This window comes from Thiohalocapsa sp. ML1 (assembly GCF_001469165.1).
Classification (GTDB): domain Bacteria; phylum Pseudomonadota; class Gammaproteobacteria; order Chromatiales; family Chromatiaceae; genus Thiohalocapsa.
Genome location: NZ_JABX01000013.1, coordinates 90,366 through 105,849 on the forward strand (window position 1 = coordinate 90,366; position 15,484 = coordinate 105,849).

9 protein-coding genes and 1 pseudogene are annotated in these 15,484 nt (G+C 68.9%); 2 read left to right on the plus strand and 8 right to left on the minus strand.

Translation table 11 applies throughout. The annotated features are described in order from the left end of the window. Positions 1-115: 115 nt before the first annotated feature. From ML01_RS10535 to ML01_RS10550, 4 genes and pseudogenes are all read right to left on the minus strand, one after another. Positions 116-691: a Uma2 family endonuclease gene (locus ML01_RS10535; RefSeq protein WP_058555356.1), complete on the minus strand. Its 576-nt coding sequence runs from the start codon at positions 689-691 to the stop codon at positions 116-118. A gap of 251 nt (positions 692-942) precedes the next feature. Next, positions 943-1,650, minus strand: a complete 708-nt coding sequence (locus tag ML01_RS10540) for a type 1 glutamine amidotransferase (RefSeq protein ID WP_058555357.1) — start codon at positions 1,648-1,650, stop codon at positions 943-945. Between the two features lie 37 nt (positions 1,651-1,687). Beyond that, positions 1,688-3,199 (minus strand): glycerol kinase GlpK, encoded by a 1,512-nt coding sequence (glpK, locus tag ML01_RS10545; protein WP_058555358.1) that lies wholly within the window; start codon positions 3,197-3,199, stop codon positions 1,688-1,690. Positions 3,200-3,358: 159 nt separating this feature from the next. Beyond that, a pseudogene (locus tag ML01_RS10550) lies at positions 3,359-4,375 on the minus strand (HAD-IC family P-type ATPase); the annotation flags it as partial. A 331-nt stretch (positions 4,376-4,706) separates the two neighbouring features. On the opposite strand from ML01_RS10550, the gene ML01_RS10555 reads away from it, so the two are divergent. Together ML01_RS10555 and ML01_RS10560 are read left to right on the plus strand one after the other, a co-directional pair. Beyond that, a complete protein-coding gene (locus tag ML01_RS10555; RefSeq protein ID WP_058555359.1) occupies positions 4,707-6,221 on the plus strand; it encodes an alkaline phosphatase in 1,515 nt (504 codons plus the stop codon). Positions 6,222-6,418: 197 nt separating this feature from the next. After that, a complete protein-coding gene (locus tag ML01_RS10560) occupies positions 6,419-7,384 on the plus strand; it encodes an MBL fold metallo-hydrolase (RefSeq protein WP_058555360.1) in 966 nt (321 codons plus the stop codon). A gap of 147 nt (positions 7,385-7,531) precedes the next feature. Here the strand turns inward: ML01_RS10560 and ML01_RS10565 are convergent, their stop codons facing one another. From ML01_RS10565 to ML01_RS10580, 4 genes are all read right to left on the minus strand, one after another. Then, a complete protein-coding gene (locus tag ML01_RS10565; protein WP_082674147.1) occupies positions 7,532-9,277 on the minus strand; it encodes a radical SAM protein in 1,746 nt (581 codons plus the stop codon). Positions 9,278-9,511: 234 nt separating this feature from the next. Then, the gene (locus tag ML01_RS30155; RefSeq protein ID WP_156427646.1) at positions 9,512-12,151 is read right to left on the minus strand and encodes a helicase-related protein; all 2,640 of its coding nucleotides are present in this window, start codon (positions 12,149-12,151) and stop codon (positions 9,512-9,514) included. Continuing rightward, the gene (locus tag ML01_RS10575; RefSeq protein ID WP_058555361.1) at positions 12,148-14,142 is read right to left on the minus strand and encodes a hypothetical protein; all 1,995 of its coding nucleotides are present in this window, start codon (positions 14,140-14,142) and stop codon (positions 12,148-12,150) included. The genes ML01_RS30155 and ML01_RS10575 overlap by 4 nt, the downstream gene beginning before the upstream one ends. Further along, on the minus strand, positions 14,139-15,476 hold the full coding sequence (locus tag ML01_RS10580; RefSeq protein WP_162267995.1) for a hypothetical protein: 1,338 nt from the start codon (positions 15,474-15,476) through the stop codon (positions 14,139-14,141). The genes ML01_RS10575 and ML01_RS10580 overlap by 4 nt, the downstream gene beginning before the upstream one ends. Positions 15,477-15,484 lie beyond the last annotated feature (8 nt).

Here is a 15,484-nt window from a genome sequence, read left to right on the forward strand (position 1 = left end):
CGGCGGATGCGTGTTTCGGTGGAGGCTAACGCCTCGCCGTTGCGTCGGCAAGCTGATCGGTGCTCGACGGTGCCTGGTGCCGCCCCTGTCCGCGGCGGGGTCGGTGCGCCTCGGCTCAGAGCAGCGGCGACAGGTCCAGCTCGATGTCCGGCAGCAGCACTGGCCGGATCAGGCCGGGTGGCTCCAGCGGAAATTGCGTCGCGTAGCTGCCCTGTTCCGGCCGCGGGTTGCGGTGGACGATCACGGTGCGGCCGGGGATGTTCACGAGCCAGACCTCGGGGATGCCGAAGCGCGCGTAGAGGGGGAGCTTGCGGTCACGGTCGAAGGCGAGGCTGGAGTCGGCGACTTCCCCCAGCAGTAGCACGTCTTCAGGCTGGGGATGCCCGTGCGCGTAGAAGTCATCCCGGCGCTTGAGCAAGGCGATATCGGGCTGCGGGGCGCTGAGATCACCGAGCAGGATCGGGTTTTGCGGCCACACAGCGGCACGGCCGCGTGTCGCCTCGACCAACAGTTCATTGAGTTGCGCGATCCGGCTGGCGTGGGGCGGTCCGATGGGCGGCATGTCGATCAGCTCTCCTTCGATGAGCTCGATGCGGGCATCCGGGGCGAGCACGCCGGTCTCGCCCATGCGGAAAAACTCCTGCACGGTGATCGGATGGCGCTGCGGGGCCTGCGGGGCGGAGGCTTGCATGGGTTGGCTCTATCGGTGCGCGTGTTTCCAAAGCGTAGCGGTGCGGTGCTTGACCGGCAAGGCGAAGCGGGAGCAATCAAAGAATGCTTGGACTTCGAAATACACGAAACACGCGAAAAGGGAGGGATTGTCGACCGGCTTCGGCCCTTTCGCGCTTTTTGCGTGTTTCGTCGTGTCATGCGCGGACAAGCTTGTCGGGCGCGCAGGCGGCGCGAGCTTCGGGGGCGAAGCATCAGCTCCAGGCTTCCTGGTCATGCCGCGGGGCGCCCGGCGGGCAGGCGGTCGAGCAGCACGTCCAGCGTGCGGCGGAGGCCGGCGTAGAGCGCGGGGGCGGCGGCGCGCATCTCGGCCGCGGTCTGCACCCAAGCGGCCGGCACGATGTCGTCGGCACAGGCCTCGCAGATGGCCGCGACGCTGGCGGGCGTGGACTCCAGGTGGAATTGCAGGCCCAGCACCCGGCCATCCAGCAGGAAGGCCTGGTGCGCGCAGGCCGCGCTTGCGGCAAGGTGCACGGCACCTGTCGGCAGGTCGAAGGTGTCGCCGTGCCAGTGGAAGACCGTCTGCGTGGCCGGCAGGCCGTCGCAGATATCGAGCGTCTGCGCGGGCGCGGTCAGCTCGATCGGAAACCAGCCGATCTCCTTCTGCGCGTTGCGATACACCCGGGCACCCAGGGCGGCGGCGATGAGCTGCGCGCCCAGGCAGACGCCGACGACGGACTTGCCGGCGGCGACGGCCGCCGCGATGCAGGCCTGCTCCGCCGCGAGCCAGGGGTGCTCCTCGGTATCGCCGACGCTCATGGGTCCGCCCATGACCACGAGCCGGTCGAAGTCCGGCGTGGCCGGCAGTGCATCGCCGAGGTAGAGATGACTCACGGCGACCGGATGACCGCGGCGCTCGGCCCAATCCGCGATGGCGGCCGGACCCTCGAAGGGGACGTGCTGCAGGACGTGAATACGCATTTTCAGGGGCTAGGGGCTAGGGGCTAGGGGCTAAACCCTAATCATCATCCAGCGCCCAGCCCTTCGCCAGCTCCACGGCCTTCTGCCAGCGGCGGAACAGCCGTTCCCGCTCCGGTGCATCCATGTGGGCGCGGTAGCGGTTGTCGAGCGCCCACTTGTCCGCGATCTCCGCGGTGCCCTCCCAGAAGCCCACCGCGAGCCCCGCGAGATAGGCGGCGCCGAGGGCCGTGGTCTCGACGATGCTCGGCACCACCACGCTGCTGCCCAGGATGTCAGCCTGGAACTGCATCAGCACCGGGTTCACCGACGCGCCGCCGTCGCAGCGCAGCTCCGCGAGCGTGATGCCGGAGTCGCGCTGCATCGCCTCGATGACGTCGCGGGTCTGGTAGGCCATGCTCTCCAGCGCCGCCCTGGCGATGTGGCCCTTGCCGGTGCCGCGGGTGAGGCCGATGAGGAGCCCGCGGGCGTACGGGTCCCAGTGGGGTGCGCCGAGCCCGGTCAGCGCGGGCACGAAGTAGACGCCCTCGTTGTGTGCGACGCTGCCGGCGAGCTCGCCCGTCTCCGCCGCGTGAGCGATGATGCCGAGCCCATCGCGCAGCCATTGCACCGCCGCGCCGGTGACGAAGATCGCCCCCTCCAGCGCGTATTGCACGGGCTCTTCGCCGAGCCCCCAGGCGATGGTGGTGAGCAGCTTTTCGTTGCTCGCGACGGCCTCCGTGCCCGTGTTCATCAGCACGAAGGAGCCGGTGCCGTAGGTGTTCTTCGCCATGCCCGGGCCGTGGCAGGCCTGGCCGAACAGCGCCGCCTGCTGGTCGCCGGCGATGCCGGCCAGCGGGATCGGCCGGGTGCCGAAGAAGAGCTGCGGATCGGTCTCGCCGTAGATGGCGGACGACGGCCGCACCTCGGGCAGCATCGCCGCCGGCACGTCGAACAGCCGCAGCAGCTCCCGGTCCCAGGCCAGCGCGCGGATGTCGTAGAGCAGGGTGCGCGACGCGTTGGAGTAGTCCGTGACGTGCGCCTTGCCGCCGGTGAGCCGGAACAGGAGCCAGGCGTCGATGGTGCCGAAGCAGACCTCCCCGCGCGCCGCACGCTCGCGCAGCCCCGGTGTGTTGTCCAACAGCCATTTCAGCTTGGTGGCGGAAAAGTAGGGGTCGATGACGAGCCCGGTCTTGGCGCGGATCATGTCCTCCAGGCCCGCGGCGCGCAGCTCGTCGCAATAGCGCGCCGTGCGCCGGTCCTGCCAGACGATGGCGCGGCCGACGGGCTTGCCGCTCGCGCGCTCCCAGACCACGACGGTCTCGCGCTGGTTGGTGATGCCGATGGCGGCGAGGTCGTCCGGGCGCACGGCCGCGTCGCGCAGCGCGTCGGCCATGGCCTTGAGCGACACGAGCAGGATCTCCTCGGCATCGTGCTCCACCCAGCCCGGGCGCGGATAGTGCTGCGTGAACTCCGAGTAGGCGCGGCCCCGCACCTGGCCCGCGTGGTCGAACACCAGCACCGTGGTGCCGGTGGTGCCTTGGTCTACGGACAAGATATGGCGTGGTTTCATCGCCGTGCTGGCTCATGCTCGGTGGATCGGAGCCGAGGGCCGAGGGCCGAGGGCCGAGGAGGGCGCCTTGGCCCTTGGCCCTCGGCCCTTTGCTTGGCCCCGTGCTCCCCAAGCGGCATCGTCGCCGGTGATCATCTTCACGCGGATGCCGGCGCTGTTCATGATGGCCGGCAGCCCCTCGGGGATGGCGGCCACGGCGAGGCCGACGGCGGCGAGGAACATGTCGCTCGCGTTGTAGCCCCGCACCAGCATGCCGAACGCGAAGCCGGCAGCGGCGAGCAGCAGGATCGCGGCCGTGAGCCAGCGGCCGAACTGCGCCATCTGCCGCAGCAGCGGCGTCGTCAATTGCTCGACGTTGGCGACCAGCGCGCTGATGCGCCCGATCTCGGTGTCGGCGCCGGTGGCCACCACGAGCCCGGTGCCCTGGCCATGGGTCACCAGCGTGCCGGAGTAGGCCATGGACCGGCGATCCGCGAGCGGCGTGTCGGCGGCCTGCGCCGCCGCGCCCTTGTCCACGGGCAGGGACTCGCCGGTGAGTGGCGCCTCGTCGATCTGCAGCCCCTTGCCGCGCAACAGGCGCAGATCCGCGGGCACCTTGTCGCCGGACTGCAGCGTGACGACATCGCCCGGCACCAGCTCCGCGGCGTCCACGGTGACGAGCCGCCCGTCGCGCCATGCCATGGCCTGCGGCGACAGCATGGCGCGAATGGCGCGCAGCGCGTCCTCCGCCTTGCCCTCCTGCACGAAGCCGATGGCGGCGTTGATCAGCACCACGCCGAGGATCACGCCGGCGTCGAGCCAATGCTGCAACAGCGCCGTCACGAGCCCCGCCGCCAGCAGCACGTAGATCAGCACGTTGTGGAACTGCGCCAGGAAGCGCATCAGCGCGCCGCGCTGCTCGGCCTCCGGCAGGCGGTTCGGACCGTGCTCGGCGAGGCGGGCGCGGGCCTCCCCTTGGCTCAGCCCAGTGGGGCCTGCGTCCAGCCGTTGCAGCGCCTTGTCGGTGTCGAGGCTGTGCCAGTGCGTGACGGTGGCGTCCGGCGCGTGCGGTGGCGGGCGCCGTCGGCGCCGGCGCGCGCGCACGCCGAGCACGCTGCCGAAGCCCAGGAGCGCGGCGGCGACGACGAGCCATTCGAGCGCGATGATGTCGACGAGCCTGGTGTTGATGTCGGCCATGTGGGGCTTGCTGTCGGCTGGTTGGGCCGGTCGGCGAAACAGCCTAAAACGTGTCCAACGGGTTCGGACACGCCTTTGTCCAGTGTTACGTCGACGACGTTCGGTCTGCGCCGCCGCAAGCCAAGCCTTTGCGTTGACAGAGGCCGGGAGCCGCCGGGGGGAAGCTCAGTATCCTCGCGTCTCGGTTGGTTTATTCACGCAGTATTCATAAGGGATTCATCGGACCGAAACCTGCGCATTCCAGAATGTCGGCGGTCGCCGTTCTAGGCGCCTCGCGGCCGAACCTCCGGGCCGCGCCGTTGTTTCCAACCATGCTCTCCTGGAGTCTTCCATGCAGTCCACCACCTTTCACCGGGGCTGGGCCACGGCCTGTGCGTCCGCGCTGCTCTTTGCGGCGCTGTCCGCCGAGGCCGGTCCGGCCAAGAACGTCATTCTGATGATCACCGACGGTGCCTCCTGGGGCACCTGGGACATGGCGAGCTACTACGAGTACGGCGAGCTCGGCAGGCAGCCCTACGACAGTTTCCCGGTCAAGCTCGGCATGACCACCACGCCGCTAAACACCTCTAGCTCCCCGACCTTCAATGCTACGCCGCAGGTGGACTACGACCCGTACCAGGCCTGGGACGACACGCCGACCGGCGGCGGCGACCACTTCGCCGGCTACACGTACCTCAAGAAGGACTACACGGACTCCGCCGCCGCCGGCACCGCGCTCGCGACCGGGCAGAAGACCTACAACAACGCGATCAACTTCGACAACTTCGGCCAGCCGCTGGAGTTCATCTCGCAGATCGCGAAGGATCTGGGCAAGAGCACGGGTGCGGTCAGCAGTGTGCCCTTCTCGCACGCGACGCCGGCCACCTTCGGTGCGCAGAACAGCAGTCGCAATCATTACGGCGAGATCAGCCGGCAGATGGTCAACGGCGGTGATCTGGACCTGATCATGGGCGGCGGCAATCCGCTCTACGACGGCGACGGCATCGCCCGCACGACGCCCGCCTACGCCAACGAGACCGGCACCGGCGGCGGCTACATCGCCAAGAGCGTCTGGGATTCGTTGACGGACGGCAGCGCCGGCTGGCAGTTCGTTCAGGACAAGGCCGACTTCGATGCGCTGGCCGACGGCACCCTGGCGCTGACCGGTCAGCCGTTCATTGGCGTGCCGAAGGTCTCCGGCACCCTGCAGTACGGCCGGACTGAGGCGGTGCAGGGTTCGGACCTCAGCACCCCGAGTCGCGTCGCGTTCAATCCGAACGTACCGACCCTGGAGACCATGACCCGCGGGGCGCTCAACTACCTGGGGCAGGACCCGGACGGCCTTTTCGTGATGATCGAGGGCGGCGCCGTGGACTGGGCCGCGCATGGCAGAGACACCGCGGGCATCATCGAAGAGCAGATGGACTTCAATGCCGCGGTGAAGGCCGCCACCGACTGGGTCGAGGACAACAGCAACTGGATGGAGACGCTCTTGATCGTGCTGACCGACCACGGCAACGCCATGCCGATGGGGCCTGACTCCGACGACTACCCCTTCCAGGCGATCCAGAACAACGGCCAGGGCAACCTCCCCGGCGTGCAATGGCACTACGGTACCCACACCAACGAGAACACGCTGTTCTTCGCCAAGGGTGCAGGCTCCGACCTGTTCTATGACCACGTACTCGGCTTCGATCCCTATCTGGCCTCGGTGCTCGGCTTCAACGACGGCCGCTACATCGAGAACAGCGCCGTGTTCGGCGTGATGCGGGACGCGATGGTGCCGGTGCCGGGCTCGCTGCTCCTCGTCGTGGCCGGCCTGCCGCTGTTGGCGGCGCGGCTGCGCGGGGCTGCCGCCCGGGTTTGAGCTCGGGCGCGGGCCGGGCGGCGTCGCCCGGCCCCATGGTCCGTGTGCGCCGCGTCGGCAACCCCAGCCGGCGTGGCGCTCGCTTGTCGGGCGCATCACCGCGACGGCGCACCGAGGAGGGGACAGTGCTAGGCTCTCGGCCTTCGAGCGCCCCGCGGCGCACGGCACAAGCCCCCGGACAGCCCACTCCAGTTCCCATGCCCACCGCCCACTTCCATACCGTCGCCGACGGCGTCTACTGCATCGAGACCGGCCTTTATCGCGACGGCCTCGCCGCCTGCTACCTGATCCGCGCGCAGGACCGGCTCGCCTTCGTCGACACCGGCACCACCAACACCGTGCCGGGCCTGCTCGGCGTGATCGATACCCTGGGGCTGACGCCGGCGCACGTGGACTATGTCATCCCGACCCATGTCCATCTCGACCACGCGGGCGGCGCCGGCGCGTTGATGGCCGCCTGCGCCAATGCGATGCTGATCGCCCATCCCAAGGGCGCGCCGCATCTCATCGACCCGGCCAAGCTCACCGCCGGTGCCACGGCGGTCTATGGCGAGGCGGCCTTCGCGCGGGATTTCGGCGCGCTCACCCCGGTGCCGGAGTCGCGCGTCGTCGCGGCGGCGGACGGCCAGACCTTCGACCTCGCCGGCCGCACGCTCACCTTCATCGACACGCCGGGCCACGCGAACCACCACGGCTCGATCTTCGACGCGGGCTCGGGCGGGCTCTTCACCGGCGACACCTTTGGGATTTCTTATCGCGACTTCGACACCGCCGCCGGCCCCTGGCTGTTCGCGCCCACCACGCCCGTCGCCTTCGACCCCGACGCCTGGCAGCAGAGCCTGGACCGCATGCTGGCCTATGCGCCCCGCGCCGCCTTCCTGACCCACTATTGCCGCATCGATGACCCGGCGGCGCACGCAGACAAGCTCCGGCAGAGCATCACAGACCTCGCCGACATCGCGCTGGCGCACGCCGATGCGCCCGCCGCGGCGCGCAAGGACCGCATCAAGCAGGCCGTCACCGCGCACCTGCTCGCGGACGCCCGCGCCCACGGTTGCGCGCTGACGGACGCGCAGATGCAGGACCTACTCGCCGTGGACCTGGAGCTCAACGCGCAGGGGCTGGAGGTGTGGCTCCAGCGGCGGGAGAAGCGCGGCGGGTAGCCGCACCGGCAACATTCGCGTATTCGCGAAAAAGGGCCCCGACCGCTCCTACCCCCGACGCCACCGCTCCCGACCGATGCAGGGGCGTCCTCCCGCCGTCGGCCCACACCCTGAGGTCGCGCGGGCCTCGGCATGCCGACGGCGGCGTCAGCCCCCGGCCGCCGCGCGCATCGGCGTCGCCGCCTCGCCGGTGAGGTCCAACGGCTCGGCATCGTTGGCCGCCTCGGGCGCGCTCGGGCGGATGGCGTCGTCCAGGTAGTCGAGGCCGGCACCGTTCTGCGTCTCTTTGCGGATGCGCTTGTAGAGCATCCAGACGCGCAGCGCGTACACGAAGAGCCGAGAGTAGGTGCTCGCAATCTCCCGGGCGCGGCGCGGGTGGAAGACCAGCGGGTGCTCGATGGGCAAGCCGGGCCGGCGCTGGGTGCGGATCTTGCGACGCACGAAGCCGCCCTGGAGCGGGTGCACGCGCTCGAACTTGAGGCAGCCGTAGAACTCCAGCGCGATCTCCATGACGCGCTTGGGGTTGCGGCCGAACGCCGCTGCCCGGCGCATGAGCGTCTCCAGATGCTGCATCGAGTAATAGCTGTCCCAGGCGGCTCGATAAGCGCCGAGCCACTGCTCTTTACTCATCTTCGGGTGTGCGGTGCAGACGTGCTCGAGGTCATAGATGTTCATGTCCGGGTCCAGCGGCACGCCTTGCTCCACCAGCGCCTTGTGGTCCGCCGAGCCCGGCAATGGGGTCAGACAGAACAGCTCCAGGATGTCGAGCGGCAACTCGCGCTTGATGGTCTCGATGTCGGCGGCAATGGATTCCGGCGTGTCGCCCGGAAAGCCCAGGATGTAGCCGCAATAGGTCGTCACGCGCTTCTGCTGCCAGGCGATCAGCATGTCGCGATAGTTGGCGATCTTGTTCTGCTTCTTGTTGGCCGCCTTGAGGTTGTCCGGGTTCACGTTCTCCAGCCCGATGAACACCCGCGACACGCCGGCCTTGCGCGCCTTGTCCACGAAGCCCGGCAGGGTGTGGCACATGGTGTCCACCTGGATGGTGAAGTTGAGCTTGACGCCGAGCTCCTCGCGCACCGCGGCGATGCGATCGAAAATGGGCTCCCAATTGCGGTTGCGCGCGAAGTTGTCGTCGGTGATGAAGTAGTGCCGGATGCCGTGAGCGAGGTTGGCCCGGAGCAACTGTTCGATATCGTCCGGGCTGCGGTAGCGGGATTTCCGCCCCTGCACATTGATGATGGTGCAGAAGCTGCACAGGAACGGGCAGCCGCGGCCGGCATCGAAGGTGCCCGGCATCGGCGCATAGCGCCGCGCCACCTCGGGCGGCAGGTAGGGCATGCGCTGGCCCGCCATGTCCGGCAGGTCGTCCATGTAGTTGTAGAGCGGCTCCATGCGCCGCTCCTTTGCCGCGCGCAGCAGCTCCATGAAGCGGCCTTCGGACTCGCCGGCGAAGAGCGTGATGCCCAGATCCAGCGCCTCTTGCAGGTCCGCCGGCAGCGCGGGCAGCATCGCGAGACAGCCGCTGACGTGGAAGCCGCCGATGGCCACCTGCAGGCCGGCGGCGCGGAAGACCCGCGCCATGTCCATGGCGCGCGGAAACTGGTTCGACTGCACACCCACCAGGCACACCAGCCCCTCGCCGCCGGCCTTCTGCATGCGCTTGATGATGCGCTTGACCGGGATGACGGTGTTGGTCTCGTCGTAGGCCTGCACGCGGATGTCCACGTCGGCGCCGAGCGCCTGCTGCTCCGCTGCCTCCAGCGTCAGGCCGTACAGCGACGCCAGCGAATTGGACGGTATCCAGGCCTTGAGCCACTGGATCACATAGCCGTCGTCGTCGTAATGGGATGGCTTGATGAGCTCGACGTGAAAGGGGCACGCGCGGCCCATGGCAGTGCTCCAGGGCCTTGCTCTCGCGGCCCGATAAGATTCACCAAGCGTGCGGGAAGGGTACCAGCTTCTGCACGCGGGCGGCTCGCGGTTCGTAGTCGTGCTGGTTATCGTAATCGTCGTCGTCATCGATGATCCGCAACGTCGACAACGACAACGAGCCAGATCTGCTTCGGTCTCGCGTGCGTGCTCGCGACCCCGTTGACGAGAGCGACGGATCAAGATCGCGGTGCCTTAGGGGGGCGAGAAGCTCGGGGCCGCAGCCTCGATCTGCGCGATCAGATCGCCCAGGCCGGCGTAGGTCGCCGCCTCCTCGGGTGGGATGATCACACCGTGGAGCTGGGCTCGCAGGTCGTCCCAACGCCGGCGCAGCACGGCCCAGTTCTGCTCGTCGTAGGTCCCGCGAAAGATCACCGGGCGGACCTCGATCCGCGGCAATGCCCCTGGCTCGCAACCGTCGTCGATGGCCTTGCGCAGGCTGAGCGCCCAATGGCTGCCGACCCGATCGACCCGACCGATCTGCTGCTCGACCACGCCCGGATTCCACTCGGGGTGCAGCAGCACGACGATACGGCAGGCCTGATGCAGGTTGAGCCCTTCGCGCCCGACCAGGGACTGGGCGACCAGAACCCGGGGAAAGCTTTGCACGCGGTTAAAGGCAAGCTGCAACATGCGCCGCGTGTGCGCGGCGGTGCCCCCGTTCATCAGCCGTGCGAACCGCCCCCGGGTGCGTCCGTACTCCCCCGCCAGCCGTTCCTCCAGGAGTACCCAGAGTGCCGAGGCCTCATCCGGGTCCAGCTCCTCGTCCCCGTTGGCGTCCCCCTCGTTACGGTCGCACAGCGCGCCCACGAGGTCGCCAAAGGCCTCCGCCAGTTGCGTGGGGGTATGGGGCTCCGGCGACGCCGGCAGGATCTCCAGCATGGCCCGCACCACCTGGGCCAGCGTCCCGTGCTCCGACGCGCTGTTCCCGGCGGACTCTTCCGAATGGCGGAAGGCGGCAAACAATCGCGCCAGACGGTCCTCGTCCGGACGGCCGCTTAGTCCCCGATGAAGCTGTTCCATCAGGTTGCCGCGCAGCCGCTCGCGAAGCCTCTCGAGCTCGGCGTACTGCTCGGCCAGGCGGGCATCAAGGGCGGCGCGGTCCCTATCCTGCTCAGCCCCCAACTGGCGCTGAGCGGCTTGCACCGCCGGCCACTCGTCGTCCGCAACCTTGGACTGCGACCACAGGCGTCCCTGTTCGAGACAGCGCAGCATTTCACGGGCATTGAGCAGGTCTACCAGGGCCTCCATCGGGCGCGTGAAGCGCCCGAAGACCAGAACCTTCTCGCCCTGACGATTGGCCTCCTCGATGGAGTCGACGGCCGCCAGGATCGCGGGGTGGTCGAACAGGGGCGCCGCGCTGCCGCCAACCGCGTTCACCAGGACCTGCTGCCACCACCGGGCGCGCTCCGTGCGCTTGTCTCCGGCCCCGATGTGCTGCTCTGCCTCCGGCGCAGGGTCGATCCCGTCGTGGCGATCCTGTTCCGCATCGCGCACCGCGTCCCGGGTGACCTCGTCGATCAGCGCGGCAATCCCGTGACCGTTGCCGAGCGTCAGGCGCAGGCGCTTGGCCCCGGGGTCCTCCCGGTCGCTGGCCACCAGGGACAGGGCCTCCGCGGCGCAGACGCATTGCTTCCATGGGCCGCTCAACCCTGCCGGGTCCACGGCGATCTCGAGGCTCAGGTCACGATAGGCGTTCAGGGGCAACCCGCTGTGGCGCTGGAATCGCTGGACATCGGCGTCCTCACGCTTGTCGCGACGCAGCAGACAGGGGCGGAGCCTCTGCTCGAAGGTGCGCGCCGCCGCGGCATAGGTCAGCCGGGCCTCGGCGTCGGTTGGGCTGCGACGAACGCGGCGAACGGCCTCGGCGAAACCCTCCACGATCGCGCGCAGGCCATCCCCGCCGGCGCCGATGCGCTCCAGGGTGCCCTCCCATTGGCCCGCGTCCAACTCCACCGGGGTGGCGGTCAGCGCCAGACGGCGCGCCCTGGGACGGGTCTGGACCACCTGGCCCAGCAGTCGGCTCAGGCCGCTGTCATCGCCGCGACTCTTGTGGGCCTCGTCGATGATGACCAGATCGAAGAGCCCGAGGCCGAGCCCGACGGCCCGTTCCAGCCACGGGCGCAGGTTCTCGTTCGCAGCATACTGCCCCGCATCCAGCGCGGTAGGCCAGGGTGTCTCCAAGACCAGTTCATCGAGGCGTTGCCGTAAATCCGCGTCAACCAGGTCGCCGCAGGCGGCTGCCACGATACTCTCGGCGGCCTGTTGGACCCAGGGATCGTCCAGGTAGTCCTGATTGTCATTGTCCCAATAGCCACGCGGGAACCGACCGGACTGTGCCCTGCGCCAATGGGCATAAACCACTGGCAGCAAGGCCCAGCGCCAAGCCTGACTGGCCTCTCCCAGGCGCCAGTTCGTGAAAGCATGAGAAATCAGAACCACCGCCTCCCTGGCCCAGGGCCTGTGCTCCAGCGGATCGTCGGACTCCCAGGCGGCCAGGTATTGCCAGAGGCTGCGCACGATCGGCGGGGCCTCGACGCCACCGCACCGCAGCTCGTCGTGCCACTGGTAGCCAAGCCCCGGCGGCACGACCACGGCCACCCGTCCGCCACAGTCGATCACCGAGCGGGCCACGGCCACCGCGATGCGGGTCTTGCCCATGCCCACCTCGTCGGCGATCACCACCCCGTTGCCCGGCAGGCGCTCGGCGATGGCCCTGAGGCTGGCTTTCTGGCCGTCGTTGAGACACCAGGTCGCCGACAGCGCCGGGGCGCGGCCCGCGTCCTCCATCGCAGCCAGATCGTCAAGACGTGTCGCTACCTTGTTCCAGTTCATGCTTCCACCCCAATGGATTCCAGACCCTTGACCCCCCAGGCCAGCTCGATCCGGTCAAGCAGGGCCTCGTAGAGTCGCCCGGGCTCTTCGTCCGCGGTTTCCGCAAAACTGGGCCGGAAGGGCCTGGCGCGCAACGGGCTCAAGGGATTGAGGCCCAAGGCCAGGAATGCCTGAATCTCCGGCGCGCCGGCGGTCTGTTGCAGGGTCTGCTCCAACCGTGCGCACCAGGCGATCCAGTCGTGGGCGGGGGTGACGGCCTGCCGTGCGGCGATGTCCTCGATCAGGGCCATCATCTGTCGGATGGGATAAGTGCCGACCTGTGGTTGGTCCCCTACACCGCGAGCGTTCCTGCCGCTGTTGTTGTCGTCGTCTGGCGGCGATCCGTCTTCGTCCTCCGCCTCCACGTCCGGGGCGAGTGGAAAACTGGCCAACTGGGCACGCGCGCCTTCCAGGCCCAAGGCCGGCAGCGCGGTTCCCCAGACCCTCCCCAGCTCGTCAAGGACCGGGATCTGGCCCTGCCGGGTGCCCCCGTCCGCCGACTGCCAGCGCAGCGTGACCTGGCGGGGGCGCGGGTCGGACCACAGAAAGGCCTCGCCCTTCCGCGTACAAGGTTCACCGTCCGGTGCCACGACGTCGCCCCCATCGGCGACCGGCTCGTTGGGGATCAGCACCCCACCTTCGTCACACGCCTGCCAGGTCACCCAGGCGATGGGCCCCGCCACGTATTCTTCATCGCGCTCCGGCGGACCCTCGCCGGCGGCCGCGTCGCCCGCGTCCTTGCACTCGTCCGTCCATTGCGCCGGCAGCAGGGTATCGACGGCCGGGCGACTCGGCTCGCTGGTCCCGGCCTGCCAGGGCATCGCGGACGGGGCGAAGACCACCCCGGCCTCGAGGTTGCCGGCTGCCAGGCTGGCCCGCTGCATGAAGCCGGCGTTGGTCAGGTTTCCCGATCCCAGGTAGGCCCAGGGGCTGATACAGTTCTCGGATGCTTCCCGATAGTTGGCGCTGAACAGGAACTTGGCATGGAGTGACCGCGCGGCATTCTCCCCGTAGAGGCCAACCGGGGCCCGGGCCGGGCGCACCGTGATACCGGCCTCTCGGACGTGCGCGATGGCCGCGGCGATCCCCTGGCAGCCGAGTGGATTGACGAACAGGTCGACCTCGGCGCTAGCGGTCAGGAGACCGGCCTTGCTCAGGCCATCGCGGATGGCGGTGGGGACGACCGGTGGGCTGCCGTCTGCGCTCGGGGCCTCGTAGAAGCCGGAGCCCATGGCCAGATAGTTGCGGCGGACGCCGCCGGCGTGGGCCTGGACCTGCCCGACCAATCGATCGAACAGCGATGACGTTCGGTTGTCGAGGAAGCGAGGCACCCGCGTCCCGGCGGTCTTCTCGCACTGGGCGAGCCAGTGCTCCAGTTCCCGCCTGGCCAGCCGTGCCGGGTGACCGTCACCTTGGGCGTCGAGAAGCCTTTGATCGAAGTGCCTGCCGGTCCATTTCAGCAGGTTCCAGGCCGCGGCAAGGTCCGCGCAGCCCAGTTCCACTGCCGGGCCGCCGGCGGCCAGGTCGGTGCTCTCCAGGTCGATGCGCCAGGCGAGGTCGAGGCTCTGCTCCAGGGTCTGGCGTGTCCAATTGCCCGTGGCGACGATCAGGCGCAGCCACCAGCGCTCCGGGTCCTCGTCGTGGCGGAAGCCGAGCAGCGCGACCTTGGCGTGCAATAACCGGAAGCCCCGAATCTCGGGGTCCTGAATCGGCAAGTGGACGACCCCAGGGGCGTCCACGAAGCCGATCGGCGGGTGGCGGTGGTCGAGCATCAAGGCGAGCCAGATGCGCCCTTCGTAAGCCCTTTGCGCCGAGGTAAGCCTGGTGAAGCGCTCCAGCGCGTCGTCGAGAAAGGCCGCGTCGGCGGAGTAGCCGCAGAGCCAGGCGAACCCGGCCCGGTAGTCCGCGGGGGCCTCGAAGTGTTGGGCCAGGGACGGAAAGCTATCGCTCATTGGTCGGCCTCCCCATCTTCCCTGTCCAGCCAGGCGCCGAGGGCGTCGTCCAAGTCCAGGTTCAGCAGAAACAAATTGGGGATGCGCTGAGAGACGCCGTCGGGCCATGCCTCGCCCTCGACGGGGGTATCGACTTCGTCCGTCTCCGCTGCGCCGTCCTGCCCGGCCTCGTCAACGCCGACGAAGGCCGGCCCCGGGCACACCAGCCCACCCAGCAGACGCAGCACGCGCCCGTCGCGCGCGATAAGGCTGGTCAACAGCGCCCCGGACTCGGGTGTCACGCACTCCTGGCAGAAGGTCCGGGCCATTGCGTTCGGATGCCCGTTGTCCAGGAATGCCTGCGCCGCCGTTCGCAATGTCTCCATGTGCCCCGCCACCTCGGCGAGCAGGCTCGCATCCAGCGGTCTGCCTCGCTGCTCGGGAACCCGCGCCTCGACGGCATCGAGCACCGTCAAAGCAGCCTCCCGGGCGAGAAAGAACCGGGCGCCGGCACGCAGATCCAACCAATGCTCATCAACGCGAATGGCGTCGGGTCTGGTCTCCCAAGAAGCTGGGGAGGATGGATCGCTGCGTCGCGACTCCACCCAGTCGAGCGCATCCCGGCGCCGGTCACGATCATCTGAGGTCTCTCCGTGGCCAATGCGCAGGAGACGGTCCCGCAGCAACTCCCGGGCCGGCGCGGGGAGCGCGCGGAGGGGAGACAGTCCCTGCGCCAGGGCGTCGGTGTTCACCCGGTCGTCCTGACCGAGTACCCACAATGCCAGGTGATCGACCAGCGACCGCTTGTAGGGAGTGCTGCCGCGCAACGCCGCGTCCAGAAGGGCTTGCCCGGCCTCGGTGCATCGGAAGCCGTTGAAGCGGGTGGTGGTGGCGTCGACCAGGCCCAAGGCTGGCAGGGTCTGCACGCTCGCCGTGCGCATCGGCTGGCTGACATAGAAGCTGGGGCTGCGGGCTGACCTGAATCTGAAGTCGGTGCGCTCCCGCAGTTTCTGCCGCCCGCGCAGACGTGCATCCTGGGACCAGCCGTTTTGCTGGAAGGCGAGCCGACAGGCCAGGGCCTCGATGGCATTGGCGACCTGGATGTTGGCTGCCGTGCCGCCCTTCGCCCTGGCCAGCTCTCCCACCCGAACGCCGAGCAGCGCGAGGATCGGCTGTTTGGCGTACCAGATCCCGCCGAGACCGGGAACCGCCAGGTTGTTGAAGGCGCGCACCGCGGCCCCGAGCCCAAGGGTTCGCGTGCGCCGCGAGCTTGGCAGGGATTCAGGGCCGAGGAGGCCCCAGTGCGTCAATACCATCTGATGCTCTCCGTATGCGACCAGGCGTCCGTCGTTCATTGCAGGAA